At 37.4% G+C, this 26307-nt stretch carries 33 protein-coding genes and 1 tRNA gene; 16 read left to right on the forward strand and 18 right to left on the reverse strand.

Features of this window, described 5'->3' with window-relative positions; translation table 11 throughout:
* Positions 1–189 precede the first annotated feature (189 nt).
* Together AC6CHS_RS13110 and AC6CHS_RS13115 are read left to right on the forward strand one after the other, a co-directional pair.
* Positions 190–492 carry a hypothetical protein gene (locus AC6CHS_RS13110; RefSeq protein ID WP_498236740.1) on the forward strand — a complete coding sequence of 101 codons (303 nt, stop codon included), beginning with the start codon at positions 190–192 and terminating at the stop codon, positions 490–492.
* A 320-nt stretch (positions 493–812) separates the two neighbouring features.
* Positions 813–1628 (forward strand): TraX family protein, encoded by an 816-nt coding sequence (locus AC6CHS_RS13115; protein ID WP_498236742.1) that lies wholly within the window; start codon positions 813–815, stop codon positions 1626–1628.
* Between the two features lie 59 nt (positions 1629–1687).
* On the opposite strand, the gene AC6CHS_RS13120 is transcribed toward AC6CHS_RS13115, so the two are convergent.
* Genes AC6CHS_RS13120 through AC6CHS_RS13130 form a run of 3 tightly spaced genes read right to left on the reverse strand, consistent with a single transcriptional unit; the run spans position 1688 to position 3788 of the window.
* Complete coding sequence (locus tag AC6CHS_RS13120) at positions 1688–2170, reverse strand: GNAT family N-acetyltransferase (RefSeq protein WP_498236744.1); 483 nt, start codon at positions 2168–2170, stop codon at positions 1688–1690.
* Positions 2171–2177: 7 nt separating this feature from the next.
* Positions 2178–3437, reverse strand: a complete 1260-nt coding sequence (locus AC6CHS_RS13125) for an NAD(P)-binding domain-containing protein (RefSeq protein ID WP_498236746.1) — start codon at positions 3435–3437, stop codon at positions 2178–2180.
* Positions 3438–3455: 18 nt separating this feature from the next.
* Complete coding sequence (locus AC6CHS_RS13130) at positions 3456–3788, reverse strand: ArsR/SmtB family transcription factor (RefSeq protein WP_498236748.1); 333 nt, start codon at positions 3786–3788, stop codon at positions 3456–3458.
* A 706-nt stretch (positions 3789–4494) separates the two neighbouring features.
* Between AC6CHS_RS13130 and AC6CHS_RS13135 the strand changes: the two genes are divergently transcribed.
* Positions 4495–5040, forward strand: coding sequence for a GNAT family N-acetyltransferase (locus tag AC6CHS_RS13135; protein WP_498236750.1), 546 nt, complete (start codon positions 4495–4497; stop codon positions 5038–5040).
* Positions 5041–5053: 13 nt separating this feature from the next.
* Here the strand turns inward: AC6CHS_RS13135 and AC6CHS_RS13140 are convergent, their stop codons facing one another.
* From AC6CHS_RS13140 to AC6CHS_RS13155, 4 genes are all read right to left on the reverse strand, one after another.
* Positions 5054–5320, reverse strand: coding sequence for a DnaA N-terminal domain-containing protein (locus AC6CHS_RS13140; RefSeq protein ID WP_498237339.1), 267 nt, complete (start codon positions 5318–5320; stop codon positions 5054–5056).
* An 18-nt stretch (positions 5321–5338) separates the two neighbouring features.
* On the reverse strand, positions 5339–5689 hold the full coding sequence (locus AC6CHS_RS13145) for a hypothetical protein (protein WP_498236752.1): 351 nt from the start codon (positions 5687–5689) through the stop codon (positions 5339–5341).
* Between the two features lie 34 nt (positions 5690–5723).
* Positions 5724–5972 carry a hypothetical protein gene (locus AC6CHS_RS13150; protein ID WP_498236754.1) on the reverse strand — a complete coding sequence of 83 codons (249 nt, stop codon included), beginning with the start codon at positions 5970–5972 and terminating at the stop codon, positions 5724–5726.
* Positions 5973–6232: 260 nt separating this feature from the next.
* Positions 6233–6305, reverse strand: a tRNA-Val gene (locus AC6CHS_RS13155).
* A gap of 204 nt (positions 6306–6509) precedes the next feature.
* On the opposite strand from AC6CHS_RS13155, the gene AC6CHS_RS13160 reads away from it, so the two are divergent.
* Positions 6510–7148, forward strand: a complete 639-nt coding sequence (locus AC6CHS_RS13160; RefSeq protein WP_498236756.1) for a hypothetical protein — start codon at positions 6510–6512, stop codon at positions 7146–7148.
* Positions 7149–7193: 45 nt separating this feature from the next.
* On the opposite strand, the gene AC6CHS_RS13165 is transcribed toward AC6CHS_RS13160, so the two are convergent.
* Both AC6CHS_RS13165 and AC6CHS_RS13170 read right to left on the reverse strand, forming a co-directional pair.
* Positions 7194–7445, reverse strand: coding sequence for a spore coat protein (locus AC6CHS_RS13165; protein ID WP_036573835.1), 252 nt, complete (start codon positions 7443–7445; stop codon positions 7194–7196).
* 13 nt (positions 7446–7458) lie between these two features.
* Positions 7459–7647, reverse strand: a complete 189-nt coding sequence (locus AC6CHS_RS13170) for a hypothetical protein (protein WP_036573837.1) — start codon at positions 7645–7647, stop codon at positions 7459–7461.
* Positions 7648–7834: 187 nt separating this feature from the next.
* On the opposite strand from AC6CHS_RS13170, the gene AC6CHS_RS13175 reads away from it, so the two are divergent.
* From AC6CHS_RS13175 to AC6CHS_RS13200, 6 genes are all read left to right on the forward strand, one after another.
* Positions 7835–9565 carry an ABC transporter ATP-binding protein gene (locus AC6CHS_RS13175; protein ID WP_498236759.1) on the forward strand — a complete coding sequence of 577 codons (1731 nt, stop codon included), beginning with the start codon at positions 7835–7837 and terminating at the stop codon, positions 9563–9565.
* Positions 9555–11375: an ABC transporter ATP-binding protein gene (locus AC6CHS_RS13180; RefSeq protein WP_498236761.1), complete on the forward strand. Its 1821-nt coding sequence runs from the start codon at positions 9555–9557 to the stop codon at positions 11373–11375. Before AC6CHS_RS13175 ends, AC6CHS_RS13180 begins: the two co-directional genes overlap by 11 nt.
* 124 nt (positions 11376–11499) lie before the next feature.
* A complete protein-coding gene (locus tag AC6CHS_RS13185; protein WP_498236763.1) occupies positions 11500–12225 on the forward strand; it encodes an alpha/beta hydrolase in 726 nt (241 codons plus the stop codon).
* 128 nt (positions 12226–12353) lie between these two features.
* Complete coding sequence (locus tag AC6CHS_RS13190) at positions 12354–12872, forward strand: YjcG family protein (RefSeq protein WP_106896332.1); 519 nt, start codon at positions 12354–12356, stop codon at positions 12870–12872.
* A complete protein-coding gene (locus AC6CHS_RS13195) occupies positions 12869–13291 on the forward strand; it encodes a GNAT family N-acetyltransferase (protein ID WP_106896331.1) in 423 nt (140 codons plus the stop codon). Before AC6CHS_RS13190 ends, AC6CHS_RS13195 begins: the two co-directional genes overlap by 4 nt.
* Before the next feature lie 130 nt (positions 13292–13421).
* Entirely contained in the window at positions 13422–14126 is a 705-nt protein-coding gene (locus AC6CHS_RS13200; RefSeq protein WP_106896330.1) for a YetF domain-containing protein, read from the forward strand.
* A 191-nt stretch (positions 14127–14317) separates the two neighbouring features.
* Here AC6CHS_RS13200 and AC6CHS_RS13205 read toward each other — a convergent pair whose 3' ends face one another.
* From AC6CHS_RS13205 to AC6CHS_RS13215, 3 genes are all read right to left on the reverse strand, one after another.
* Complete coding sequence (locus tag AC6CHS_RS13205; protein WP_106896329.1) at positions 14318–14572, reverse strand: hypothetical protein; 255 nt, start codon at positions 14570–14572, stop codon at positions 14318–14320.
* An 87-nt stretch (positions 14573–14659) separates the two neighbouring features.
* Entirely contained in the window at positions 14660–14866 is a 207-nt protein-coding gene (locus AC6CHS_RS13210; RefSeq protein WP_498236766.1) for a hypothetical protein, read from the reverse strand.
* A 167-nt stretch (positions 14867–15033) separates the two neighbouring features.
* Positions 15034–15246: a hypothetical protein gene (locus tag AC6CHS_RS13215; protein WP_498236768.1), complete on the reverse strand. Its 213-nt coding sequence runs from the start codon at positions 15244–15246 to the stop codon at positions 15034–15036.
* A gap of 192 nt (positions 15247–15438) precedes the next feature.
* On the opposite strand from AC6CHS_RS13215, the gene AC6CHS_RS13220 reads away from it, so the two are divergent.
* Entirely contained in the window at positions 15439–15897 is a 459-nt protein-coding gene (locus AC6CHS_RS13220; protein WP_498236770.1) for a CotY/CotZ family spore coat protein, read from the forward strand.
* A gap of 42 nt (positions 15898–15939) precedes the next feature.
* Here the strand turns inward: AC6CHS_RS13220 and AC6CHS_RS13225 are convergent, their stop codons facing one another.
* The gene (locus tag AC6CHS_RS13225; protein WP_498236772.1) at positions 15940–16512 is read right to left on the reverse strand and encodes a CotO family spore coat protein; all 573 of its coding nucleotides are present in this window, start codon (positions 16510–16512) and stop codon (positions 15940–15942) included.
* Between the two features lie 122 nt (positions 16513–16634).
* Positions 16635–18017, reverse strand: coding sequence for a magnesium transporter (gene mgtE / locus AC6CHS_RS13230; RefSeq protein ID WP_498236774.1), 1383 nt, complete (start codon positions 18015–18017; stop codon positions 16635–16637).
* A 433-nt stretch (positions 18018–18450) separates the two neighbouring features.
* Here mgtE and prpE point away from each other — a divergent pair, with 433 nt between their 5' ends.
* On the forward strand, positions 18451–19191 hold the full coding sequence (gene prpE / locus AC6CHS_RS13235) for a bis(5'-nucleosyl)-tetraphosphatase PrpE (protein WP_498236776.1): 741 nt from the start codon (positions 18451–18453) through the stop codon (positions 19189–19191).
* 20 nt (positions 19192–19211) lie between these two features.
* Here the strand turns inward: prpE and AC6CHS_RS13240 are convergent, their stop codons facing one another.
* The 3 genes from AC6CHS_RS13240 to yjbM all read right to left on the reverse strand — a co-directional run bounded on the left by AC6CHS_RS13240 (position 19212) and on the right by yjbM (position 21663).
* Positions 19212–20084, reverse strand: a complete 873-nt coding sequence (locus AC6CHS_RS13240) for an RluA family pseudouridine synthase (RefSeq protein ID WP_498236777.1) — start codon at positions 20082–20084, stop codon at positions 19212–19214.
* Positions 20085–20218: 134 nt separating this feature from the next.
* Positions 20219–21022 (reverse strand): NAD kinase, encoded by an 804-nt coding sequence (locus AC6CHS_RS13245; protein ID WP_498236779.1) that lies wholly within the window; start codon positions 21020–21022, stop codon positions 20219–20221.
* A gap of 32 nt (positions 21023–21054) precedes the next feature.
* Entirely contained in the window at positions 21055–21663 is a 609-nt protein-coding gene (yjbM, locus tag AC6CHS_RS13250; protein WP_498237341.1) for a GTP diphosphokinase, read from the reverse strand.
* Between the two features lie 183 nt (positions 21664–21846).
* On the opposite strand from yjbM, the gene AC6CHS_RS13255 reads away from it, so the two are divergent.
* The 4 genes from AC6CHS_RS13255 to AC6CHS_RS13270 all read left to right on the forward strand — a co-directional run bounded on the left by AC6CHS_RS13255 (position 21847) and on the right by AC6CHS_RS13270 (position 24387).
* Positions 21847–22425 carry a CYTH domain-containing protein gene (locus AC6CHS_RS13255; protein ID WP_498236781.1) on the forward strand — a complete coding sequence of 193 codons (579 nt, stop codon included), beginning with the start codon at positions 21847–21849 and terminating at the stop codon, positions 22423–22425.
* Positions 22426–22565: 140 nt separating this feature from the next.
* Positions 22566–22946, forward strand: coding sequence for a globin domain-containing protein (locus AC6CHS_RS13260; protein ID WP_498236783.1), 381 nt, complete (start codon positions 22566–22568; stop codon positions 22944–22946).
* A 17-nt stretch (positions 22947–22963) separates the two neighbouring features.
* Positions 22964–23860: a ClpXP adapter SpxH family protein gene (locus AC6CHS_RS13265; RefSeq protein WP_498236785.1), complete on the forward strand. Its 897-nt coding sequence runs from the start codon at positions 22964–22966 to the stop codon at positions 23858–23860.
* Between the two features lie 248 nt (positions 23861–24108).
* Positions 24109–24387, forward strand: a complete 279-nt coding sequence (locus AC6CHS_RS13270; protein WP_498236786.1) for a hypothetical protein — start codon at positions 24109–24111, stop codon at positions 24385–24387.
* 41 nt (positions 24388–24428) lie between these two features.
* Here AC6CHS_RS13270 and pepF read toward each other — a convergent pair whose 3' ends face one another.
* Positions 24429–26246, reverse strand: coding sequence for an oligoendopeptidase F (gene pepF, locus AC6CHS_RS13275; RefSeq protein ID WP_036573881.1), 1818 nt, complete (start codon positions 26244–26246; stop codon positions 24429–24431).
* Positions 26247–26307 lie beyond the last annotated feature (61 nt).

Consider the following 26307-nt stretch of genomic DNA (forward strand, 5'->3'; position numbering starts at 1 on the left):
TAGTAAACTGTAAAACTCTACTCAGCAAATGAGTGGCATTATTTGATTAATAAAAATGGATGACCAGGGACAGGTGGATTTAAAAAGTGCTATCTTTTACAGAAACCTTACCTTAAATTTACATTATTTTAAAACTACAGAAAAATTTGGATGATAAGATTATATTGAACTTATAAGGGAGTTAAAAAAATGAAAAAATTGACCGCAGTATTTTTAGCTGTATTTATGGTTATTTCTTCATTTAGTATAGCTTCAGCAGAGACTAGCTATGAAGTAAAGCATGGGGAGAGTGAACAAAAATCAACAACCGAGAATGTCGGGGTATCAACTGAAGAACCAGTAAGTGAAGATTCAGAAGACGCTGTTTTTTCAACATTCGGACTTTACGAACCTGGATCTTCTCACAATATAGTGAACAGCGGAAGGATGACTTTTGCTGGTAAGGCTGATGTTTCAAATTTATATACCAATAAAAAATTTTACTGGATTTAGTTCTTATAAAATACAGATTAAAAACTTTCATAGATCCAATCAGTTAAAAGTTGATTTATATAAAAAAGGAACTTTATGGAGTAGTAAAGTAAAAACGTATTATGTCAATGCCTGGTCAACAAGATACGCTTATCCAAGTCGATTAGATCACTCAGAAGACTACTTTTTAAAGTTCGATTCCCCTAGTAATTTTGAAGGTTATGTGCAAAGATAGTAAACCGCACTTTATCTTTGAGCTAGGTTAATAATAAGATAAATAAAACGCCATCTTATATTGGCGTTTTATTTTATGATTCTGTCAGGTATAAAGGAGTCTTATAATGACGAATACCAAATTAAAAATTGTAGCACTCATTGCAATGCTTATCGACCATATCGGTTATTTTATCCCGGATGCCCCTGAATGGTATCGTTGGATAGGAAGAATTGCTGCTCCTGTTTTTATTTATTGTATAGTAATTGGTTACAAAAATACATCGAATAAAAGAAATTACCTTATTCGATTATATACTTTTACTGTTGGCATGGCTTTCCTCAACCTGTCTATAAATCAAAAATTGTATTTCCTTTTTAAAATGGGGACTATTGAAAACCATGAATATTACATTATGAATAATTTCTTTGCTCCATTATTTTTCATTGCATTTGTTATCTTTTTAATAGAAAATAAAAGAATAAAGTCTATCTTTTTACTATTTGTTTGGCAATTCTTTTCTACTTTTGCATTTTATTTCATCGTTGAAGAATATAAACTGTTCGCCCCAGCAGACGTAAATCCAACTTATCAATTTCTGGGTTCATTATTTGGTAACGTTATATTTATGGAAGGAAGTATACTCTTTATTGTATTAGGAATAATTTTTTATTTGTCGGGCGGTGATAGAGTAAAAAGTACAATTAGTTACTCGTTGTTCTGCCTAATTATTTTTATAGTTATTCAAAAAGTAAAAGTTTTAAGGGTAGCAATTCTTTCTGTTTTACTCCCATTCGGAGAATACCAATGGATGATGATTTTTGCATTGCCACTACTATTACTATATAACGGTAAAAAGGGTAGAGGCCTAAAATATTTTTTTTATATTTTTTACCCTGTACATATTGTTATACTGTACTTTATTGGACTATGGTTGAGGTAGAAAAGGCAGGTTCGGTTATTCTCCAATAACTTACTTCCATTAACTTAAACTAAAGCAATTCATATTTTCTTTTCTAGCAGGAATACATCTTTCCATTCCCCATGTAACTGTGCAATTTTCTCTCTTCTGCCAACTATATTAAAACCAAACTTTTGATGTAAAGCCAAACTTGCAATGTTCTCAGGGAAAACTCCTGCTTGTATTGTCCATACTCCCTCTTTTTGACAAATTTTTAGTAAAGATTCAATTAATGCAGAACCAATTCCTCTTCCTTGATAGTCAGGATCTACATATATACCTAATTCAACCACACCTTTATATACTTGGCGTGAAGAGTAGGGAGTTAGTGCTATCCATCCTGCCACATTAGCCTCTATTTCAGCAACTAGTCTACCGTACGTTAATTTACTCTTGTTCCATTCTTCCCAGTTAGGAGCCTTGGTTTCAAAGGTAGCTATTCCACCTTCAATCCCGATCTTGTAAATGTCCCTTACACGTTCCCAATCACTTCTATGCATCTCACGCACTTGAATGGATGACATAACCTTATCAATCACAGCAATTCTGCTGCTTTGTAGGAATAATATTCGTCTTACAAACACCTGTTTCTGGCAATTTTAATCTCACCTGTTTTGCTGCTTGAACATCTCCAGCAATGGATGCCACGATGGATCTAACCTGCTCGTATCCTGTTGTCATTAAGAATGTTGGTGCTCTACCATACGATTTCACGCCCGCTATATAGAAATTAGCTTCTGGGTGTCTTAACTGTTCTTCCCCATGAGGACGTACTGTTCCACAGCTATGCAGGTTTGGATCAATTAAAGGTGCCAATGCCGGTGTACTTTCAACTACCGGATCAACCGCATATCTTATTTCACGAAGAAAACTAAAATCAGGTCGTGCACCTGTATTCACGATGAGTTCGTCAACGGAGACCTCTTCACCTTCTCTACTGGTAAGTGTATAGTGAGAGCCACTATACTTAATATCCTCTACATGAAAGGGAGCTAATACATCTACAATTCCTTGTTGTACAAGCTTGTGTACACTTTCCCCTAAAGCACCGCGTGCTTCAAGCTGATCTTGATCCTCTCCTCCAAATGCAGATATAGGAGATTCTCTTCTTAAAACCCAAGATATTTTTGTGGCTGGATAAGTTTCATTCAACTCCGCGAGATTCATTAGTGAGTTTAAAGCGGAATGGCCAGCACCGATTACGACAGTATGCTTATTTTTAAAAATTTCTGGTTTTTGCTGTACTGCTGGAATATTTGTATGAACTGATTCTCTTAGAGAATCAAGCCATACACCATCAGAATATGGTGGATTAGGGTTCTGCCAAGATCCACTAGCATCTATAACGGCTGAAGCTTTTGTCTTGCCTAAAGAAGCTCCATTTCTAAAATGGACTACAAACGGCCTCTCGTTTCGGCTATCAGATTTTAATTTGTCAGCACCATCTTTTGTAACTGAAATAACTTCTGCGTTGTATTGCAAATTATCTTTTATCACTTTTAATTCCGATAATGGTTGAAGATATTCCTCTACTAACTCTTTACCTGTTGGTAACTTATCTTTATCCGGATGTTGCCAGCCAGATTCTTGCAATAACTGTATTGCTGCTTGATTCGTATTGTACTCCCAAGGAGAAAAAAGTTGTACATGTTCCCATTCTAGGATGTTACTGCCAACGGTTTCGCCTTTTTCGAAAATTTTAAAAGGTATTTTATATTCAACTAAGTGTACTGCGGCTGCTAAACCGACAGGACCGGAACCAATAATTACGACAGGTAATTGTTTACTCATAATACGCACCCCTTTGATTTAATTTGAACATCTATTTTCACTACTTTTTGCTGGACCTCTGAATAAGCAACAAAGCTCCTCTGATAGTATATGGTTCAACATTGACGGGTTCAGCCCATAATAATTCCATGTTCCCTTTTTCTCTTTCGTAATCAACTCAGCATCTAGAAGAATTTTCAAATGGTAGGAAAGCTTTGACTGTGCCATATCGAAAGCATCGGTTAAGTCGCAAACACAAATGGATTCCTCTGGTGATTCAGCCAACAATTGAAGCAACTCCAACCGCTTCGTATCAGCTAATGCTTTAAAGATCGCTTGATAATCACTTAGCTTAAGATCTTTAACCTCCATGTTCTAACCTCCTTACATCAAATTACCTTGATTTATAATCACATCATATATCAAAATAATTTGATTTAAAAGCGATATGCTTTCCTTTATAAAGAATTGAACTAAAGATAATGAAAAATGGCAAAAAAAGAAGCCTCCTATAAGAGGCCAATAAATTAATAGTTTAGTAATCTCTATGACAAAAACTATGAAACTTTTTCTTTCGACAAGAGCAAAAAGCAGTAGTGTGAAACCATGGATGATCAAAATAACTATTTCTTCTAGAGTTGTCTTGGTTATGATTACGACCTTGCTTTTTGTGACACCCATATTCATGACTTTGATGCTTTTGACAGGAACTGCAACTACACATAATAAATACCCTCCCTTCTTTCTAACACTATATGAAAATAGATAGAAAAAGATTGGACAGGTCTCATAGTTAAAAATACATTTGATTCAGTGTTCCACTAACTGGCACCTTCCTTACATTACAGTACTATATCGGTCTCTTTAAATAACTGGGTAAAATTGTTTAATTGCGAAACTTTAATAACTCTAATTCGTACATATGTTTACAATCTAATAACACTAGCTTAGAAACGGATGGAACTATATCTATTACCATTTTAGCCATAGAATCTATAGCGGCATTGTATTCAAACCGCTTTATCAATGTCTACCGTTTGAGTAGTGTTGGATATTCTTATCTTAAGGAAGTGTTCTAATGAAAATTGAAACAGAACGACTAATGATTAAACCATTTGAAAAGCATCATTTTAATGGTGTCTATGAAATTTTTAAAGATGCTTCAACGTGCAGATACCTGTTACATGACAAATGGACTCACGAAGATAAAAAACAGAAGTTTAATAAGAAATTAAATAATAATCAATTAACAAAAGAAAGTGCTTTGAATTTAGCGGTTTTGGTGGACTCTAAAGTAATTGGCGATCTATCTGTCTGGTACACAGGTATGAAAGATACTGTTGAAATTGGTTATACATTTTCAAAATCAGTGGCGGAGAAAGGTTATGCAACAGAGGCTGTTTTTGCACTGATAAACTACTTATTTGAAACTGTAAAAGTTCACCGTATTCAAGCGAGTCTAGATGCACGGAATATAGCCTCAGAAAAATTATGTAAAAGGGTGGGAATGAGAAAAGAAGCTCACTTTATACAAGACTTTTGGAATAAAGATGAGTGGACCGATAGTATTGTATTTGGAATGCTAAAATCTGACTATGTAAAAATCAATTCGAATTATACATAGAGAGTGAGGTAATTTATAAATCCTCACTCTCTGTTGTAACAATTATCTCTAAATCTTTCCCAATCACCTCAATCAACGTTGTAGTGATAAGGTTTAGATAGTGACTTTTTACCCAATCCCGCTGAAATATATTTACACAGTAAATGGTGAGTGTTTTTTCTGTAAAGCTCGCTTTGGTATGTGCAAACCAAGTTTCATAGGAATCAGAGGAGATATTACTAGATATCAATTCTAATATTTTTTCCCATCTATGATCATCTTCTATTTTATTTTCTTCAATTTATAGATGAATTAAAAATTACTTAGGTTCCGGATTATCTTTTAAATACTTCACTAGTTTATCATAGGCTGTTGTTTGAAAAACTAAATCCTTTGTATTAAATAAATAATAGTTAGGCTTATTTTTATCTATTTCTAAATATGGTGTGTCATTTTTGGCGTTATCATAATTAGATTCGATCTGTATTCTGAAAACAGAATCAATTTCTGATTCCTTCTCCAATTTTATATCTATTTCGTCATCGCCAACTACATATAAAGAATACATTCCTTTTTCTTCTGATACCAACCCATCCTTTTGATAATCATTACACCCAGTTAAACCTAATATAGAAAATAATAATATACCAATAGCAATTAGATTCTTCATAGACACCCCCATATAGTTATAAATTTAATTTTGATCATTCTTTTATAGATTTAAATGAACCTATCATATTAGACATTTCTTTTTCTGTTAATTTACCAGTCCCTTCTTCATCTGGCATATTAACATTGATAATATAAGTTACTTCTGTCTCACTATCTTTCCAAACAATTTGTTGGTTAAAACCATAATCTATATACTCAGCAGAACTTCCATCTTCAAATTTGATTTTATTTACCATGGATGGATCCTCAAATACCATTTCCACTTCTTGTGCATTAGCCAAAACTGATAAATTGATATCGTCTTTTTCTAATTTTGATGGAGTTTCATTAACTTCTTACTATGTGATGCAATGGTAAGGCGTACAATCTAGAGAGCCTTTAAAAAAACTGGTGGAAACGATTCATTCAACTCCATAAACGGAAGTAAACAATAAAAAATAGGAACTGGTCGGCAAAATGTCGGCAATTTGATATATGAATGATAAAAGGCTTTTCCTCTCATATGGGGGAAAAGCCTTTTATAACAGCGCGTTTATAACGATGATTCCGATTGGGCTCGAACCAACGACCTCTACCCTGTCAAGGTAGCGCTCTCCCAGCTGAGCTACGGAATCGTGTATTTGCAGTAAATCTACTATATAAAATATCTTTCTATCTGTCAATACTAAGAATAGCGCAGGATGATAGTTTTCGCGCAACCCAATCTAGCCCAACATTTTATGCTTTTTCTAAATAAAAGTCCTGATACATAGAGGACTTCCCTGCCTTCACACAGAACGGTAATAATATGCCAATTATAAAATGAAGGAGTACTATATATGTCAAATAACAAGAAAGAATCTTTTAAAGAAATAAATGTCGAACGATTAAATATTGTAGATCCTGCTGGCAAGGTCAAAATGTCGCTTTTCAACCAAGATAACATTCCACCAGTTCTTATGGATGGAGAAGATATTCTCCCCGGACACAGACAAAAAGATCCTATCTCAGGCATAATGTTTTATAATCAAAATGAAGATGAATGTGGCGGACTTATCTATGGAAATGGCAAGGATAAGAATGGTAATGAAACGGTTTCTGCCTCTCTAACCTTTGATCAATTTAAACAAGATCAAGTAGTACAAATGAGGTATGTCGAAAAGAATGAGGAACGCCATTATGGTTTTTCTATTTTTGATCGCCCTTCCACTCCACTTCCTGAACTAATTAAGGAGTCCGAAAAAATTCAAAAAAGTGATAACAGTAAAGAAAATCAGCATGAAAAGTTGGCGGAATTATTTAAAGGGAATGCTGAGCGAGCTTTTATGGGGAAAAATAAAAACGGAGAGGTTACCATACATTTAAATGACAAAAGTGGAAATCAACGTATTCGTATGGTAATTGATGAACATGATGTGCCAAAGTTAGAATTTTTAAATGCACAAGGAGAGGTGACTTACAAACTCCCGCCTGAATAATGAAAAACAGGACAGCATCCTCCTGCTGTCCCGCTCCCTTCCCTACTATTGTTGGGTGAGTTGGCTTTTGATTTGCTGTACGACTTGAGGGTTTGCTGGTGCTGCTGGTTGGTAGTACCCTTTTTGACTTGCGTAATTATATAGATTGCGTTGGCGCTGTTCGTCCTGGTTACGTAGTTGAATTAGTGTTTGGCGCAATTGTTCATTGTCTGATTCACTAATATACCCTGCATAGCCTGTAAGACTAGCATTTAATCCTGCCAAATAATCATTTACGATATCTTTTTCTGAAAGCATGTAAAATTCCTCCCTATCCTAAAAATGTCATAAGCTTTTGCTGTGCTGCTTTTGCATCCTGTGCATCTTGTTGCAAGATGGAAACTAGCTGTGGGTCCGTACAATTTTGTGCATAAGCTTCAAGCTTATTTGCGATCATGCCATGCCCACCGATAATGTGACGCAGATTTTCCAATTCGAGTTCTGTTAATTGGTTATTCATTGTGATTGCCCCTTTCTTGGAAATACACATCTATCTTTCCCAGCGTTGAAAAGGCTATGCATAAAAAGTCCCTCTCTTGAGCTGTTCATTTTATTTCGAAACACGAAATAAATGAGTGGATAAAAACATACTTTCCTATTATAATAGGAAGAATATTGGATTATTTAATGACAGGTGGAGAGTCAACATGAGAACAGTCTTTTCTTTTATTAAACCGTATAAGCTGGCAGCCGTTGCAGCGTTATTGCTAATGCTTGTAGAATTGGCTGCTGAATTGCTACTACCGCTATTTTTAGGAAAAATGATTAATGACGGGGTGGTTAACCAGGATATCGATAATATTGTGATGTGGGGCAGCATTATGATCGGTCTATCCTTAATCGGCTTTGTTAGCGGCATTATTAACTCCTTCTATTCCTCCCATGTCAGTTGGGGATTTGCCCATGACATAAGGGAAAGATTATTTGCTAAAATACAGGAATTTTCTTTTGCTAATTTAAATAAGTACCCCACTTCTGGACTTGTCACCCGATTTACAAATGATGTGCGTCAGGTACAGAATACGGTGTTTATGATTTTACGCATTATTTCAAAAGCACCACTGATTGTCATTGGTGGTGTGACACTGGCATTTATCGTGGATGCCAAGTTATCCCTTGTTTTCCTTGTTACGGTTCCGCTACTAATTGGATTTATTTTATGGATACTGAAGATTGCGAGTGGTCTTTTCGATAAAGTACAGAAAAGCGTCGACAAAGTAAACCGGGTCATGCAAGAAAATTTAGCCGGCATGCGGTTAATCAAGGCATTTTTCCGTAGAAAACATGAAGAAGAACGTTTCACTACGGCAAACAAAGAACTTGCTGATCGCACTCGTTTTACTTTCCGATTTGTGGAGTCATCCATGCCGGTATTGTTATTTGTAATGAATTTAAGCCTCATTTTCATTATTTGGTTTGGAAACGCTCAGGCCATTGCTGGGGATACTTCTGTCGGAAATGTTGTGGCAATTGTTAACTACGCGCTCCGTGTTTCTATGGCCATTTCCATGTTTACCTTTATTATCATGGCATTTTCTAGGATGAAGGCATCAGCTGAACGTCTAAGTGAGGTATTAAATTTGGAAGTGGATTTAAAGGATTCCGATACGGTAAACCATGGTGTCCATGTAAGTAAAGGCTCTGTAGCATTTCAGGATGTTTCCTTTGCATACCCTGAGACGGAAGAAACGGTTGTAAAACAAATGACTTTTGAGGTTGCTGCAGGGGAGAAACTCGCTGTTGTTGGTTCCACCGGAGCAGGTAAAACCTCTTTATTCCAGCTCATCCCAAGGCTTTATGATCCAACAGGCGGGACCGTCCTTGTGGATGACAAGAAGCTTACCGATTATTCGCTTGATGAACTGCGCGGTAGCATAGGTTATGTGCCGCAAAGCCCACTTCTGTTTACTGGTTCCGTGAAAGACAACATTGCTTGGGGGAAAGATCAGGCTACGACCGAAGAAATCGTTCAGGCAGCAAAGGATGCTCAAATTCATGACACCATCATTGGTCTGGATGATCAGTATGAGACCCGCGTTGGGCAAAAGGGTGTCAATCTTTCAGGTGGACAGAAGCAACGGATTTCCATTGCGCGTGCATTGATTCGAAAACCAAATATTTTAATGCTTGATGACAGTACAAGTGCCCTAGATTTAGCAACAGAATCTCGTTTACTTGATGCAATCGATACGTACCAATGCACCATGCTAATCATTACCCAAAAGATTTCTACTGCTATTCGTGCTGACCGTATTCTGTTAATAGATGAAGGCAAGTTGCTTGCTATCGGAACACATAAAGAGCTGCTCGCAACCTCTGAACTATATAAAAAAATTGTGGAATCCCAGTTTGGAAAGGAGTACGCATATGCGAAATAATTCATTAAAGCAGCCTTTTCAATATGAAAAAATTCCTGTTGATACGATAAAGGAAGATAAAGCACGGAAAGCGAAGGATGCGCGCGGGACGCTTAAACGGATATGGTCTTACCTCGCCAGAGAAAAATTCAAGCTTTTCCTAGTGATATTAATGGTTGTGGCCAGTTCTGGCCTCAGCCTACTTGGCCCTTATATGATTGGGATGGCAGTTGACGACTTTATTGTCACAAAAGAAAGTTCAGGACTTGCCACTTTGCTAATCTGGCTCGTTGTTATATTCCTGTTCCACTCCCTATCCATTTTTCTACAAAACTTTTGGATGGTAGATATCGCACAGAACACCGTTTATTCGTTGCGTTCCGATTTATTTTATCAATTTCATCGCCTGCCAATTTCGTATTTTGATAAAAGGCAGCATGGCGAATTAATGAGTCGTGTTACCAATGATATTGATAATGTGAACAATACCCTGAACCAGTCGGTCATCCAGATTTTTTCCAGTGTATTGACCCTATTTGGAACTGTTGGCGTAATGCTTTATTTGAGCCCATTATTAACGTTAGTGACCATGTCGATTATCCCTGCCATGTTTTTCAGCATTCGCTGGATCACAAGAAGAACAGGACCGCTCTATAAATTACAACAAAAAAATCTAGGTGAAGTGAATGGCTATGTGGAGGAAATCGTTTCGGGTCAGCATATTGTAAAAAGCTTCTCTCAAGAAGAACGCGTCATCAGAGAATTTGAAGAGCGCAATCAGAAATTAAATCATTCTGGATTTTGGGCATTAACCATTGCCGGCTTTATTCCAAAGGTAATGAATTCACTTAATGCCCTGAGCATGGCTCTTATTGCCCTTGTTGGAGGAATACTTGCAATTAATGGTCTTATAACCGTTGGGATTATCGTTATTTTCACAGAATATGCAAGGCAGTTTACCCGGCCTTTAAATGAACTATCCAATCAGTTTAATATTCTGCTATCCGCCATCGCTGGAGCGGAACGAGTTTTTCAAGTTATTGACGAGAAACAAGAGGAAAGCGATGAAAAAAGTGCAATAAAGCTATCAGAGACGGAAGGGAAAATTGAATTTGACCATGTTTCCTTCGGTTACGAAGACAGTAAAATTCTAAACGATATTAGCTTTGAAGCTGCACCTGGCGAAACAGTTGCCCTCGTTGGGCATACTGGGGCTGGTAAGACGACTATCGTCAATTTAATTTCCCGCTTCTATAACTATGATGAAGGTGAAATTCGGCTTGACGGAAATGCATTAAAAGATATCCAGCGTTCTAGTCTACGCCAGCATATGGGCTTTGTCTTACAAGATTCCTTCCTCTTCCATGCAACCATTAGGGAAAACATCCGCTATGGTCGCCTTGAAGCAACGGATGAGGAAGTAGTGCAAGCCGCAAAAGATGCGAATGCACATGAATTCATTGAAAAATTACCTGATGGCTATGATACGATGCTCGACCAGGTTGGTAGTGGAATTAGTCAAGGACAAAAACAATTGCTCACCATCGCCCGAGCATTGCTTGCAGAACCATCCATTCTGATACTGGATGAAGCGACAAGTAATATCGACACTATTACAGAATTAAAGATTCAAGAGGCTCTTAAACGATTGATGGAAGGCAGAACGAGCTTTGTTATTGCCCACCGCTTGAACACTATTCAGGAAGCAGATAAGATCATAATGCTGGAACACGGGGAAATTCTCGAACAAGGAAGCCATGAATCTTTACTTGAACTTGAAGGAAGTTATTACAACCTTTATAAAGGCCAGTTACTCGAGAAGGCAAACTGAACCTTTTATAATACGAACCCATTGGTTTACAATAAGAAATAGTAGGGAATCAGAAACCGAAATGCTCGAGTATGACTTCCTTAAAGAGAAAAGTATCCGACTTTTAAATATTGGGGGGTTCAAATTGGGAAGAAAAGGCTCCATGACAGAAAAGCAAATCGAAAGTAGCTATTTAAATGAAACGATGATTTTAAAACTCTATCAGCCAGAATCATTCTCACCATTATACAAATATAATATCTGTATCATGCAGGATGGAAATGATTATTACCAAATGGGGCGGATTGCTACCCTTAGTGATCGTCTTCATGCTTCTCATGAAATAAGTAATACCATCTTTGTCGGAATCCATTACAAGGACAAATATGATCGCAGAGAAAAATATCATCCAAACGGGGAACAGAACAAGGCATATATTAAATTTTTGGTACATGAAGTCGTTCCTCTGCTAGATGACTTGCTCCCGACTTACCATATGGGTCAATCACGAGCACTAATAGGAGATTCATTAGCAGGTACACTTGCCCTCATGACCGCATTAAAATATCCGCATACATTTGGCAAAGTCGTTATGCAGTCACCCTATGTAGATGAAACGGTCTTGCAGGCAGTTGAGGAAGCTACATCTATTCATGGGATTGATGTCTATCATACGATTGGTACAGCGGAAACGGCAGTTGATACAACAGATGGGCAAACCCTTGACTTTATTGAACCGAATCGAAAGTTACATGAGCTATTAACTGCAAAAGGGCTTAGCTATGTGTATCATGAGCTAGAAGATGGAGAGCATACTTGGAAATACTGGCAGCAGGATATGAAACGTTTACTTACCACTATGTTCGCATAACCTTAAACGATTTTGCTGAAAAATATAAAAATAATTACCTTGTTCCTTTTAATTTTGTTATAATATAAGGTACACTAAGCTGGTTCTTAAAAAGATACAGTCGTCAAAATATAGAGGAGGTTTTCATAATGAAATATGGAATAGCTATTTTCCCATCAAAAGCTGTACAAGATGAAGCAAATTCATACAGAATGCGTTATGACCCACATTATGCATTAATTCCACCGCATATTACGCTGAAGGAAGCCTTTGATGCTGACGAACAAACTGTCCATGAGTTTGTGACAGAGTTGAAGCATATTGCAAATGATACGGAACCATTTACAGTAAACATTCGAAAAGTAAGTACTTTTGCGCCAGTGACAAATACGATTTATTTAAAAGTAGAACCAAAGCAGGAATTGATCGATTTGTTTGAGAAAATGAACCGTGGTAACCTTCCAGGTAATCAGGAATTTGCCTTTGTTCCCCATATTACGATTGCCCAGAAGCTATCCACTGAAGAATATTCCGATGTATACGGTAGCCTAAAGATGAAAAACTTTGACTTAGAGGATAAAGTAGATCGTTTCCAGCTTCTTTACCAACTGGATAATGGTTCATGGACTGTCCACGACTCCTTTGTATTCGGAAAGGAAAAAGTTTGAATATAAACGTTGTAGAAACAGACGAACAATTAAAAGAAGCTTATCATGTACGTATGACGGTTTTTGTAAAAGAACAAAAGGTGTCACCGGAGGAAGAACTGGATGAACATGATAAAACGGCAACACATCTTGTAGGCTATGAAAATGATCAAGCAATCGCCGCTAGTCGACTGCGCTTCGTAGAGGAATACGGAAAACTAGAACGAATTTGTATACTAAAGGAACACCGTGGTAAAGCATTTGGTTCGCAAATGATTGCTGCCATGGAAGACATCATCTTATCCAAGGGATATAAAAAGGCAAAACTTAATGCGCAAACCCAAGCACTCCCCTTTTATGAGCGTCTAGGTTACAAAACGATTTCCGGAGAATTTATGGATGCCGGAATCCCACATGTAACAATGGTAAAAGACTTGTAAAACACCTCCCAGTGAGGTGTTTTTTTATTGCCTCTTTCTGTTTTAACCTTTATCTAACAGATTACTATATGAATAAGATTCTCTTTTTCGGGTAGGTTAAGGTTTAAATGCCTATAAGGGGGCGCCGCCATTGAATAATTATCTCTCCATGTTATCCGACACTCTTTTCGGCTTTGTAGCTCTTTTTACACTCACGAAGATACTAGGGAAAACACAAATTAATCAGTTAACACCATTTGACTTTATTTCAGCCCTAATTCTTGGGGAACTGGTTGGGAATGCCTTATTTGATAAAGAAGCTGGAATTGCAGAAATTGCCTTTGTTATTAGCTTATGGGGAGCGTTGTTATACTTAACAGAGATCATTACCCAAAAGTGGAAAAGTTCTCGTGCTTTCTTGGAAGGAAGTCCTGATATTATTATTTATAAAGGTAAGCTTATCAGAGATACTATGAAGAAAAGTAAACTTGACTTAAATCACCTTCAACATTTGTTACGCGAAAAAGATGTGTTTTCTATACAGGATGTAGAATATGCTATATTAGAAACAAATGGTAAGGTCTCTGTTTTAAAAAAAGCTGCTCAACAAACACCAACAAAACAGGACTTGAAAGTAGCAACACACGATGTCCACCTTGCCACGACACTTATTAATGATGGTGAAATTATTTTTGATAACCTGAAGGAAAAAAATCTCACAGAGGAATGGTTAATCGAAGAATTGCATAAACAAGACTATTCAAGCCCGAAGGAAGTATTCTACGCAGAATACATAAAGGATAAGCAACTATTCCTACTTCCATTTACAAACCGAGGACATAAGCGATTTAAATGAGAATGCAATAAAAATGCTTTAGTTAAAGAAAAATCCGAACTAGGATGTTTTTCCATCTAGTTCGGATTTTTCTGATGCTTGAAGAAGTGGCATTCTAATTAGCGTAGGAAATATTCTTAATCATTTGCCTTTTGACTGATTACATGTGATATTTCCCGTTCCACGAGACTCTCTTCGTTGAATATAAAAGATTAAACACCTGCACTAAAATTCTTACCTTTACCGGTAATTTGCTCAAAAAACTTATTAGCATGTATATCTTTTTTTGAAGGAGATTGCTGTACTGGGCCATTTAGACGTTCATATTCTTTTTCGATACGTTGATGCTGTTCTTCTAAAATTACTTTGAAAGGTCTTTCAATATAGTGTGGATTTGGTTTTGTTTCCGTAATCCGGTTTTGGTAATCATTGTATTGGTAATGGGAGATTGGAAGAATATAGCCCATATAAGCGCCTCCTTTATAATAAATTTGAGAAGTAAGCTATCTTAGTGGTTAGTTATTTATATATACCCTTCTCTCTAAGAAGTATTCCTACAATTTCTCCATTGTCTTCTCCAATTCTTTTGCAAATTTCTCTACATCGCTGATTTTAGCTAAATATCCTTTCTCCCAAGCTTCAGCTTCCTTATTAAATTGGTTAAATTTAGACTCCGGTTGTTTTAGCCATTTTTCATTTTTTTCAAGATGTTTTTCAATATCTCGAATGTGTTGAAGCCACCTGGGTTCAGATAGTTTCATCTAGAGCCCTCCTTTGTCTTTAGATAAACGACTTTTAGTGAATGTGTATATTTTTCTTATACTTGAAATTTTAGAATTTCAACGACGTCATCATCGCTTTCAGAATAGAATTTCAGGCTTTCCAAACGTAAAATAAAAAGCAGCTACAAAATAGCTGCCAGTTTCATTTAGAACCAAGCGAAAGGATCTCTTCTTCCGTCTTTCTCATCTGATTCATTCTCAAAGTCTTCCCTATCTTCGTGGTGTACATCTTCTGCTTCTTCTTGTGTTCTTCCGCCAAAAAATGGATTTCGATGATGCGGTCTCTTTGGTTCTATATAAACGTTATCCGCCTTTATAACAAGGTCTTTCACATGAATGACTTGTTTTCTCTCAGACACTAGCTTCCACTCCTTTTTCATGTATGTTCGTTATTAGTCTATGTTACAAAATTAGGCTGGTGTAGACATTCGCCCGTTTATACGGATAAATATCTAGATTTTTTAGGATGGATGCCCACACCATCTATGCGAAAACACATACTCTAGTAAAGACAAATGAGTCAATTTCATTTTTGAAGGGAGTAATAATTCATGGGTTGTGGAAAAGATTTTGAAACAGGAAACTGTGTTTGCGATATTCTTAGTGAAATAGTTGAGGCACAGAATGACGTCATTGAAAATTGTTGTGACACGAGCTGCGAACAGTCCATTACGGACTTACTGGGGGAAACAGATAACGGCAATGGTTTAGATACAGTTCCGGTAATCCTTTACTGTAAAGGAGACTGCAAACCATTCCAAGGATACGGTGCACATCCAAGCAACATCGGTTACGTTGTAGGTACCTTCTACTTTAGAGTGAAGAAAATTACCGATGATTGTTGTGCAGTTCTAGAACTACTAAGAGATCCTGGTGATGAAAATCCATGTCCGAAGAATCCAGTGGAACAAGAAACAAAGCCACTGCGCGCGACTGGTATTTGCATGACAGTAGATCTTAATTGCTTCTGCCACGTAACATGCCTTCCTGCAGTTAATGCACTTAACTAAGGAAAGCAAAAAAGGTCCGAGGATTATATCCTCGGACCTTTTTTAAAATCCCAATAATTTTATATGTTTGATGTCATCTAGGTTAATCTTTGTACTTTGTTTCCTGTTGCCTACTCTTATATATACATAGTTGTCCTCAGATCCGGTTATGACACCCCGGTAGGATCTTTCTCCTGTTCTAATTTCACAACGCATTTGTGGAGCATAGCTGGGTGTCGACACGAAGTAAGCCACCTTCTCTTCAATTGTCATATCTTTAAACTTAGGACGTTCCCTTTTTTCTGTTTCTGTTTCAGGACTTTTAGGTTCCTCGACTAGCTCAGGGATCTTTTCCTCATGTTTTTGTTCCACACTTTCTTTAACTTCTGGTTCAACCTTCTTCCGTTTTTCCTGCTGTAGTGCCTGTTCTTCTAAAAAGCTGCGACGCCTAGCATGAGTACTGATCGGCCCCAGAACTTCTTTCTGCTTTTGCTCAACTGGTTTCTGCTCTGATGTTAGCTGGTGCTTCTTTTCTGCATTTGTATAAGAAGTATATTGCATGGGAGCTTTTGGATTACTTTCTTTTGGCTGGTGAATGTAAAGCAAGGGGTCTTTCGCAAATCGTTTTTTTGCCATTCGTGATCACTCCTTCCTTTCTCATTATATGAACCCATTTTTATAAATGTGTGAATGAATTTTAACGGAATAATTGCTTAAACATACAAAAAAGCACTCTGTAGAAGAGTGCTCTTTTTCCTTTAAGTTAACAATCTCATAAAGGCTGTTGCCATTCCAAAATAAATGAGGATGGAGATAATATCATTAATTGTTGTAATAAACGGACCAGATGCTACGGCAGGATCAATATTAAAGCGATCCATAATAATTGGGACCAGTGAACCAGCTAGTGTCGCTACAATCAAGGTGGCAAGAATAGAAATCCCGACTAGCAAGCCAAGGAAAATATCTCCCTTCCAGAGATAAATAACCAATGTGATGACAATTCCGCAAACCGTACCAGTAATTAATCCCGTTACTGCTTCACGCATTATCAACTTGGTCTTGCCCTGCTTGCCGTAATCACCTGTTGCCAGACCACGTACTGCTACAGCCAATGCCTGTGTACCAGTATTTCCAGCCATTCCGGCAATTAACGGAATAAAGATTGCTAGAACAGCAACTTGCTCGAGCGTTTGCTCAAACCTTCCAATGAGACTGGCAGTAAACATCCCTAAGAAGAGCAGAATGACTAGCCAAGGAAGTCTTTTTCGGGCTGTGACAAGGGCACTGTCAGCATGTCTTGTGGCTTCCGTTACACCAGCAAGGCGAGAATAATCCTCACTAGCTTCCTCTTCCATAACGTCCAAGATATCATCGACCGTAATAATTCCTAGTAGGTGTTCTTGAAAATCTACAACCGGAACTGCAAGAAAATCATAGTCACGAATCATTTGAGCAACTTCTTCTTGGTCCTTTGCAACGGAAACAGCAACAATCTTTTCATTCATCATTTCTTCCACTAATGTTTCCTCAGACGCAACTATTAAGTCCCGAAGTGAAAGGACACCGACTAATCGCTTATCTTCATCAACCACATATAAATAATAGATCGTCTCCGCATCAGGGGCTTCTTCTTTCAATAGTTTCATGGTCTGATCAGCAGTATAATGCTTGTATGTGGAGACAAACTCTGTCGTCATAATACTACCAGCGGTTTTTTCTTCATAATGAAGCAACTGTTTGATTTCATCAGCTGCCTCTTTATCCATAATTGTCAGTAGGCTTGCAACCTGGTCTTTGTCCAGTTCATTTAATATATCAACCGCATTATCTGCCGACATTTCAGAAAGCATCATGGATGACATTCTCGGGTCCATTTCGGCCACGATCAAGGTTGTATCTTCAAGATCGACATTTTCCATAACTTCCCCAAGCTCTTCTGGAGACAAATAAGTATAAATTTGCATACGGTAAGATTTTTCCTGCTCCATAAAGAATTTCGCTTGATCATATGGATGCATATCTAGAAATTCATCTCGAAATTCTTCTATTTTTTCATGCTCTAATGCATGCTGTAACTTTTTCCAGTGTGCTTCATATTGTACTTCGTATTCTTCGTCATAGCGATTATTAGATTCCATTGAAAAACATTCCTTCCGCTTGAAAAAGCAAGCTACCCTTCTTCTAGAAGCTTACTTATTCTTGGCAATTCTGCATTCGACACTGACTTTCTATTCTATTTTGTGATAAAAAAAGTCTAATATTTATTTTCCCTGTAAAGTAGCATTAAAACAATTTGGTTTCTAACTAAATAATGGATATAATAAAGTGAAACTTCAATCAGTGGGGGTTTTCATTCTTCCCCCATTGATTGTTCGTTGAACGAATCGGGGTGTTAGCGTCCGTTTACTCCCACTTAAACATTACTGTTTTACCTCATGTTTTGAAGCGGGAGTCTTACGGACGGTTGCACCGGGATAAATGACAATTACATTTTAGATTAGTTAGCAGGGACGCGATTTATGATAATCCAATTTTTGCAGGAAAGCAAGAAAAATTATAAGGATGGGTATAATGGAAAAAGTAGATATTATCGGAGACGTGCATGGCTGTTATGAAGAACTACAAAACTTGTTTGAAAAGCTTGGCTATCAAAAAGAAAAGGAGTATAGCCACCCCGATGGAAGGATTCCTATATTCCTAGGTGATATTACTGACCGTGGCCCTCAATCATTAAAGGTTATCGAGCTTGTCTACCACCTTGTTATTATAAAGAAAAAAGGTCATTATGTACCAGGAAATCATTGCAATAAGCTCTATCGTTTTTTTCTCGGAAATAAAGTTCAGCAGCGGCATGGTTTAGAGACAACTGTAGCAGAATACAATCAGCTTACTAAAGAAGAACAAGCAGAAGTTAGACAAAAATTTATTACATTATACGAAAACGCCCCATTATATCTGCAGATACCTATGGTGAAAGCTATCGTTGCTCACGCTGGCATAAAAGAGGAATATATTGGTCGTACAGATAAAAAGGTCAAAACCTTCGTACTTTATGGAGATATTACCGGTGACTTTACAGAGGATGGCAGGCCTGTAAGAAAAGACTGGGCAAAAGAATATGAGGGCACAGACTGGATCGTTTATGGACACACACCTGTCATGTCACCAAGAATCGTCCATCGCACGATTAATATTGACACAGGCTGTGTATTTGGCAATGCATTAAGTGCCTTTCGACTACCTGAAAAAGAAGTTGTGAATGTTCCATCAAAACAGCCTTTAATGAAAGAGAAATTTACTTACTTCGATTAAATAATTTAGATAGCTTCTCTTTACAGAAGCTGTTTCATGTCTTGCGGCAGTTCCTGTTGAAAATGCATGTCCTCATTCGTTATAGGATGTTTAAAGCTAAGCGCATGACAGTGTAATGCTTGTCTACCGATCCATTTGTCATCTCCCCCATACAAGGTGTCGCCTACTAACGGGTGACCAACATAACTGAAATGAACACGGATCTGATGTGTGCGTCCTGTTTCCAACTTAATTCTTACCAAGGAATAGTGGGCGAATTCCCTATCTATTTCATAGTGGGTGATGGCCTGTTTGCCATCCTCACGTACCATTCGCTCTATAATAGAGTCTTCCTTACGCTCAATTGGTGCATTAATTACACCCTTTTTGTCTGAAGGGGCTCCCTCAACGACTGCCTGGTATTGACGTTTCACTTTTCCATCCTTTTGGAAAGCTGATAACCGGGAGTGACTGTAACTATTTTTAGCCACTAGCATAAGTCCGGAGGTATCCCTGTCCAAACGTGTCACAATATGAACCGTGTTCGTGACGTCATGGTTTTTGTAATGGCCAAGTAATGCATTAGCAACTGTTCCTGTAGGCTGTTGTAAAGACGGGATAGAGAGCATTCCAGCCGCTTTGTTCAAGACGAGCACAGCATCGTCTTCGTATACGATGGATAGCGGTGTATCTTCAGGTTCCATATAAGCACCAATTTTTTCTTGGGGAAATTCTACTACTAGCTTGTCGCCTTCTTTCAATTCATACCTTACATTCTGGTTTGTACCGTTAACGAGGATGTTTCCTCCATTAAATTTAATAGATTTAATCATTCGCCTCGAAAACCCGTGTTCCCGCTGTAGGTATGTGCGAATAAGTAATCCTTCATGTATTTTTCTAATAATCCATTCCATTTTAATGCTTCTCCTTCATTGCAAGAAATCTTTGTGTAAGATTGTATTTATTTACTTTGTAGTTGCTATTAAATCTCAAATTAAATCACTATTTATGCGTGAAATCAAATGTTATGGGCCAAGATTTCATAACCCTAGCTATTCTCTTCTGCTACAAAGGAGTCGCGTACTCTGTTCCAAAATGGGAATTGGCGAAATCTCGCAAAGCGAATACGTTCTTCAGCTACCCGACACTGAATAGATTCTACATTGGTGTAATTTGTTGTAAAATGGTCGATTGCAATTAAAAAACTACGATCAACGGTTGGTCGTAAGATGCATGGATGGTGTTTCGGTAAGATCAACGGTGACCCAATCGTACGGAAAACACGGTTATTAATAGATGCCATTTCTGTTAACTGGATCGCATCGAGAGATGGGTGAATGATTGCTCCCCCAAGTGCTTTGTTATATGCCGTACTTCCAGAAGGTGTAGAAATACAAAGCCCATCCCCACGGAAGGTCTCAAACCGCTCTCCCTTTATTTCTACATCAAACACAACGGATCCGTCTGCTGTTTTAATCGTCGCTTCATTAAGTGCAAGAAAAGTGTCTTTGCTTTCGCCTGTCTTTGAGCGGATCGTCACTTCTAATAATGGGTATTCGACAATCTGAAAAGGAGTTTTAGCAATCTCGATAATCAATTTTTCCACTTCTTCAGGGACCCAATCTGCGTAAAACCCTAGGTGTCCTGTGTGTATTCCAATAAACGAAGTTTCACTCAATCGATGAATATACCGGTGGAATGCTTCAAGAAACGTGCCGTCCCCTCCAATAGAGATAACCAATTCAGGTTCTTCTTTATCATATTCTAAATCAAAATCAGTCAAATACTGTTTCATCGTTGCCTTCAGTTTATTTGAACGTTCATCGCCCTTTGATACAATAACAAACTTCATGTATTCATCCTCCTTATTGAAATCAGGCTTTATTATTTCCTATGGAACATTCTCTGGGCTTCTTGCACTTCACTTTTTATTTTAGACATTTCTTCATCGAGCTTAAAAGCCGCTTCTGCTGCACGTTGTAATCTTTCTTTCACCTCAGTTGGTATCCTGCCTTTATACTTATAATTCAAGGAATGCTCATTTGTTGCCCAGAAGTTCATAGCCAATGTTCTAATTTGAATTTCTGCCATAAGAATTTTTCTACCATCAATGGTTTCTACAGGATATTCGATAATTAAATGATAGGATCTGTATCCACTGTCCTTTTTCTCTGAGACATAATCCTTTTCTTCTATAATCGAAAGGTCATCACGACTTCGGAGCATTTCTACAATGGTATAAATATCATCAACAAACTGACAGACCACTCGTAACCCTGCAATATCCTGTATTTTTTGTTCAATATCAGTCATTTTAATCTGTCTACTTTCAGCTTTTTCCAAAATACTTGGAACAGGTTTAACTCTACCTGTAATAAATTCTATTGGTGAATGCCTTGATTCATATTCAAACTGTTTTCGTATTCCTTTAAGTTTTACCTTTAATTCCTCTACTACCTGTATATAAGGTGCAAGTAACGCTCCCCAATTCACAATTAACACCACCTGATTTTCTTCTAAATCGCGCAATAAAGCCCGTTAGCTCTATGTACGAATCGTCAGGATATAATTCCCATCCTATTGTACCATAATCTAACACAATGGCTAATCTTTGCATATTTGCTTCGCATTAGCCATAATCAATACTAACCAATTTAAAATAATGGAGAGAATAGTGTGACACAGGAAATTGAGATTGAATATAAAAATATACTAACAAAAAAAGAATTCGAGTTACTATTAAATATGCTTCCTTTTTCAATAGAAGGTAAAACACAAACAAATTACTATTTCGAAACAAAAGATTTTCGTTTGAAAGAGAATGGAGCAGCACTGCGAATTAGAGAGAAGCAAGGAGCTTACCAACTTACTTTAAAGGAACCAAATGAGACAGGATTACTGGAGACCCATGATACCTTGTCCGAAGAGGAAGTGGATAAGTGGTTGAGTGGAAAGCCAATAGCAAAAGAGCATACGCAAAAACAGCTAGATAAATGGAATATTACACCATCTACCCTAACGTACTTTGGTGCCTTGACAACAGTTCGACGAGAAATTCCGTATCGTGATGTCTTACTTGTACTTGATTATAGTACGTATAACGGGCAGGCAGATTATGAACTAGAGCTTGAAGCACCGTCAGAGGAAGTTGGCAGATCCGTGTTTCAGTCGCTACTTAAACAATTTGCCATACCTGAGCGAAAAACACCTAATAAAATACAGAGATTCTTTCAATCATTACGTACAAAAGAATAGCTTAAAGGCTTAATACAATCAGATTATTTGCCCACAATCCCTTCCGTTGCTACAATATATACAAACTTCAAATCAAAAGCACTAACGCATCTTTTATAGGGATGGTCTAGAAGCTTTTATAATAGCAAGGGGAATTTTCGATGAGAGAACCTGGAACAATGTTTGAGGCAATTGGTGGCTATGAGGCCATTGAACGACTCGTCAATGCGTTTTATAAGCGTGTCGCCGTTAATACGGAACTTATCCCTATATTCCCGGAAGATCTGACAGAAACAGCAAGAAAACAAACATTATTTTTAACCCAGTTTTTTGGTGGGCCTTCATTATATTTGGAGGAACGTGGGCATCCTATGCTTAGAAGAAGGCACTTACCTTTTAAAATAACTCCCAAAAGACGTGATGCCTGGTTAGAATGCATGGCGCAAGCATTAGTCGAAGCTGAAATAGAGGAACCATATCGCACAGCTATATATGAAAAATTAACGATGACTGCTAACCACATGATGAACACACCAGAATAACAGAAAGGAGAATCGATGTGAGCTGGAATCAAACAGAGCTTAGCTCAACACATGCCAACACATCGGGAAATTACAGCTTTTTTGATGTTCTGCAAAAACCAATTGAGATGTATGTTTTCGTTGACCCTCTTTGTCCAGAATGCTGGGCGCTGGAGCCTTATATAAAAAAGCTTTCTATTGAATACGGTCGTTTTTTCACTGTTCGTCCTATCGTAAGTGGCCATATTAACACATTAAATAGAGATCAATTTGATAAACCTAAACGCCTAAGGGATATATGGGAAAAAACTGCGAAACGAACAGGAATGAGCTGTGACGGTGATTTGTGGATTGATAATCCAGTCACTTCGCCGTGGCTTGCTTCCATTGCTATTAAAGCAGCGGAACTGCAAGGGAAAAAGGCTGGAAGACAATTCCTACGAAAAATTCAAGAAGAAGCATTTTTAAATAAACAGAACATTTCAGATGAATCGGTACTCCTGAAATGTGCAGAAAGAGCGAATTTAGATACAGCAGAATTCCAAAGTGATTTATACTCCTCTTCTGCAAAGAAAGCCTTTCAATGTGACCTTAAGTTAACCCAAGAAATGGAAGTTGACTATATCCCAACGATCGTTTTCTTTAACCAAATGGTAGAAGAACAAGGCATTAAGGTTTCTGGGCTCTATCCGTATGAAATTTATGTACGTGTATTACAAGAAATTTTACGCATTCATCCTATTCCATCAGAGAAGCCATCACTTGAAGATTTTCTAGCACATTATAATATCGTCGGTAGTAAAGAAATTTCTGTTGTATATGACTGGAGTCAGGCACAAACAGAAAAAGAAATGAAAAAACTGCAGTTGAAACAAATTGTAGAAAGAATCCCTGTTAAATACGGCTCTTTTTGGAAATATGTCGGTAACCGATAAAGACTTAAGCCTTTTTAAAGGCTTATTTTTTTATGTATGACTAAATGCCTCTCTCCTTCCTTTTTTTACAGGCTGGGACGATTTATAAAAATAGAGGATATACGGGGCAGCGTATATCCTCTATATCTCTCTTTGTATAAATAAACAAAGGGGGATGGGAGAAAGTTTCATGATTCAAACAAAGGGGTTTTGTTTGTTCTCATCTTACAAACTAACTATACCAAGTCTGCTCGTATGTTTCAATAAGTATGTTCACATTTTCACAGAAGTGTCACACTTCTAAATTACGTCTAAAAAACATAAGCATTATAATATGCAAACAAAATAAAAATGTGCTAGGAGGACCTACTGTGCAAGGCTTATTTCCCTTTTTTTTCCTTGTCCTGACCGTGTTCGCATTCTTTTTAAATATCCTCGGTTTAATGAACGTCATCCCTCTTTACCTTACATTACCAATCTTATTTATTTGCATCTATTTAACCGTTTATTCATTTACAAATAAAAAGGTTTATCGTGGGATGAGATAGCAAAACAGGATGATCATTTGACCATCCTGTTTTTTGTTTGCTTAATTTTGTTGGGATAATAGTTCTTCCATTTCATTCAGCTTTTCTTCAAAGACATCTAGCGCGTCTAAAATAGGCTGTTTAGATGTCATATCCACTCCTGCCTGTTTTAAGACTTCGATTGGATAATCACTACTTCCAGCTTTCAGGAAGTTAAGATAGCGATCCACTGCCCCGTCTTCTTCAGCTAGGATTTTGTTAGCAAGTGCTGTAGCTGCAGAATAGCCTGTAGCATATTGGTATACATAATAATTGTAATAGAAATGTGGGATTCGGGCCCACTCAAGTCCGATCTCCTCGTCAGATACAACTGCATCTCCAAAATATTTTTTATTTAGCTCATAATAAAGCTCTGTTAGTCTCTCAGCTGTCAACGCTTCCCCATTTTGCATCCGCACATGGATATCATGCTCAAATTCTGCAAACATTGTTTGACGGAAAACTGTTCCACGGAATCCTTCCAGAAAATGATTTAACAGGTATAGTTTTTCCTTTTCATCCTCTGTTGTTTTTAGTAAATGATCATTAAGTAATGCTTCATTACATGTAGAAGCAACTTCTGCAACGAAGATGGAATAATTTCCGTAACGATACGGTTGATTCTTTCTTGTATAATAGCTATGCACAGAATGACCAAGCTCATGCGCAAGTGTAAACATATTATTCACATTGTCCTGCCAGTTCAACAGAATATATGGATTTGTACCATACGCTCCTGAAGAGTAAGCACCGCTACGTTTACCTTTATTTTCTTCTACATCAATCCAACGGTTCTCATAGCCTTCTTTAACAATGTTAAGGTATTCTTCACCAAGTGGCTCTAATCCTTCTAAAACGACTTTCTGAGCCTTTTCGTATGGAATTTCCATGTCGACATCTTGCACAAGTGGTGTAAATAGGTCATACATATGCAATTCATCTAATTTCATTACCTTTTTGCGAAGTGCAGCATAGCGATGTAACAATGGTAGCTTTTCGTTTACAGCTTCCACAAGATTGTCATATACCTGCTCAGGAATATTGTTATTGTCCAATGCAGCTTCTCTTGCAGAGTTGTAGTTGCGCACTTTTGCATAAAAGTTATCTTTTTTAACGTTACCATTTAAAGTGGAAGCGAAAGTGTTTTTAAACTCACCATACTTGCCGTACATTGCTTTAAATGCTTCTTCACGGACGCGTTGATCTTTAGATTCAAGAAAACTAATATAGCGGCCATGAGTTAGCTCGACTTCCTCCCCTGATTCATTTTTAATACGAGGGAATGTCAAATCAGCATTATTTAGCATACCAAATGTCTGTGAAGCACTAGACATCGGCTCTGAAGCCTCAGCTAGCAATGCCTCTTCCTTTTGACTTAGAACATGAGGACGTTGTCTTGTAATCTCATCAAGTGTTTTCTTATAAGCTTGCAAACCTTGATTTTCCTTTAGAAAAGCCTCAACCTTTCCTTCTTCCATAGCCAAAATTTCCGGTACGATAAAGCTCATCTCACTTGAAGCTTGTGTCAATACATTTTCCGCTTTTGCGTTTAAACCCTGATACCATGAGTTGGTTGTATCCTCATCGTAACGCATATGCGCATATGTATAAAGCTTTCCAAGACGTTGAGATAATTTATCTTGTAGCAGTAGCATGTTGTACAAACTGTCAGCAGAATCAGATAATTTACCTTGGAACTCTGCTATTTGCGGAATATCCTTTTGTAGTTGTGCCAATTCTTCATCCCATGCCTGATCAGTTTCAAAAATGTCTTCCAGTTTCCAAGTCAAATTTACCGGAAGTTCATTACGTTTTGGTAACTCTTTTGTCGATTTAGCCACTAATATTCCTCCTTTTTATCTCTTTAACTAGTTCTACAAATCAATATAGGAGCCCTAATTA

The sequence above is a fragment of the Oceanobacillus sp. GQ8 genome (genome assembly GCF_059758495.1).

What these genes read in the sequence shown, in the direction of transcription:
- AC6CHS_RS13110 (WP_498236740.1), top strand. Translation starts at nt 190, where the DNA reads ATGAAAAAATTGACCGCAGTATTTTTAGCTGTATTTATGGTTATTTCT.
- AC6CHS_RS13115 (WP_498236742.1), top strand. Translation starts at nt 813, where the DNA reads ATGACGAATACCAAATTAAAAATTGTAGCACTCATTGCAATGCTTATC.
- AC6CHS_RS13120 (WP_498236744.1), bottom strand. Translation starts at nt 2,170, where the DNA reads ATGTCATCCATTCAAGTGCGTGAGATGCATAGAAGTGATTGGGAACGT.
- AC6CHS_RS13125 (WP_498236746.1), bottom strand. Translation starts at nt 3,437, where the DNA reads ATGAGTAAACAATTACCTGTCGTAATTATTGGTTCCGGTCCTGTCGGT.
- AC6CHS_RS13130 (WP_498236748.1), bottom strand. Translation starts at nt 3,788, where the DNA reads ATGGAGGTTAAAGATCTTAAGCTAAGTGATTATCAAGCGATCTTTAAA.
- AC6CHS_RS13135 (WP_498236750.1), top strand. Translation starts at nt 4,495, where the DNA reads ATGAAAATTGAAACAGAACGACTAATGATTAAACCATTTGAAAAGCAT.
- AC6CHS_RS13145 (WP_498236752.1), bottom strand. Translation starts at nt 5,689, where the DNA reads ATGAAGAATCTAATTGCTATTGGTATATTATTATTTTCTATATTAGGT.
- AC6CHS_RS13160 (WP_498236756.1), top strand. Translation starts at nt 6,510, where the DNA reads ATGTCAAATAACAAGAAAGAATCTTTTAAAGAAATAAATGTCGAACGA.
- AC6CHS_RS13165 (WP_036573835.1), bottom strand. Translation starts at nt 7,445, where the DNA reads ATGCTTTCAGAAAAAGATATCGTAAATGATTATTTGGCAGGATTAAAT.
- AC6CHS_RS13170 (WP_036573837.1), bottom strand. Translation starts at nt 7,647, where the DNA reads ATGAATAACCAATTAACAGAACTCGAATTGGAAAATCTGCGTCACATT.
- AC6CHS_RS13175 (WP_498236759.1), top strand. Translation starts at nt 7,835, where the DNA reads ATGAGAACAGTCTTTTCTTTTATTAAACCGTATAAGCTGGCAGCCGTT.
- AC6CHS_RS13180 (WP_498236761.1), top strand. Translation starts at nt 9,555, where the DNA reads ATGCGAAATAATTCATTAAAGCAGCCTTTTCAATATGAAAAAATTCCT.
- AC6CHS_RS13190 (WP_106896332.1), top strand. Translation starts at nt 12,354, where the DNA reads ATGAAATATGGAATAGCTATTTTCCCATCAAAAGCTGTACAAGATGAA.
- AC6CHS_RS13205 (WP_106896329.1), bottom strand. Translation starts at nt 14,572, where the DNA reads ATGGGCTATATTCTTCCAATCTCCCATTACCAATACAATGATTACCAA.
- AC6CHS_RS13210 (WP_498236766.1), bottom strand. Translation starts at nt 14,866, where the DNA reads ATGAAACTATCTGAACCCAGGTGGCTTCAACACATTCGAGATATTGAA.
- AC6CHS_RS13220 (WP_498236770.1), top strand. Translation starts at nt 15,439, where the DNA reads ATGGGTTGTGGAAAAGATTTTGAAACAGGAAACTGTGTTTGCGATATT.
- AC6CHS_RS13225 (WP_498236772.1), bottom strand. Translation starts at nt 16,512, where the DNA reads ATGGCAAAAAAACGATTTGCGAAAGACCCCTTGCTTTACATTCACCAG.
- mgtE (WP_498236774.1), bottom strand. Translation starts at nt 18,017, where the DNA reads ATGGAATCTAATAATCGCTATGACGAAGAATACGAAGTACAATATGAA.
- prpE (WP_498236776.1), top strand. Translation starts at nt 18,451, where the DNA reads ATGGAAAAAGTAGATATTATCGGAGACGTGCATGGCTGTTATGAAGAA.
- AC6CHS_RS13240 (WP_498236777.1), bottom strand. Translation starts at nt 20,084, where the DNA reads ATGGAATGGATTATTAGAAAAATACATGAAGGATTACTTATTCGCACA.
- AC6CHS_RS13245 (WP_498236779.1), bottom strand. Translation starts at nt 21,022, where the DNA reads ATGAAGTTTGTTATTGTATCAAAGGGCGATGAACGTTCAAATAAACTG.
- AC6CHS_RS13260 (WP_498236783.1), top strand. Translation starts at nt 22,566, where the DNA reads ATGAGAGAACCTGGAACAATGTTTGAGGCAATTGGTGGCTATGAGGCC.
- AC6CHS_RS13270 (WP_498236786.1), top strand. Translation starts at nt 24,109, where the DNA reads ATGTTCACATTTTCACAGAAGTGTCACACTTCTAAATTACGTCTAAAA.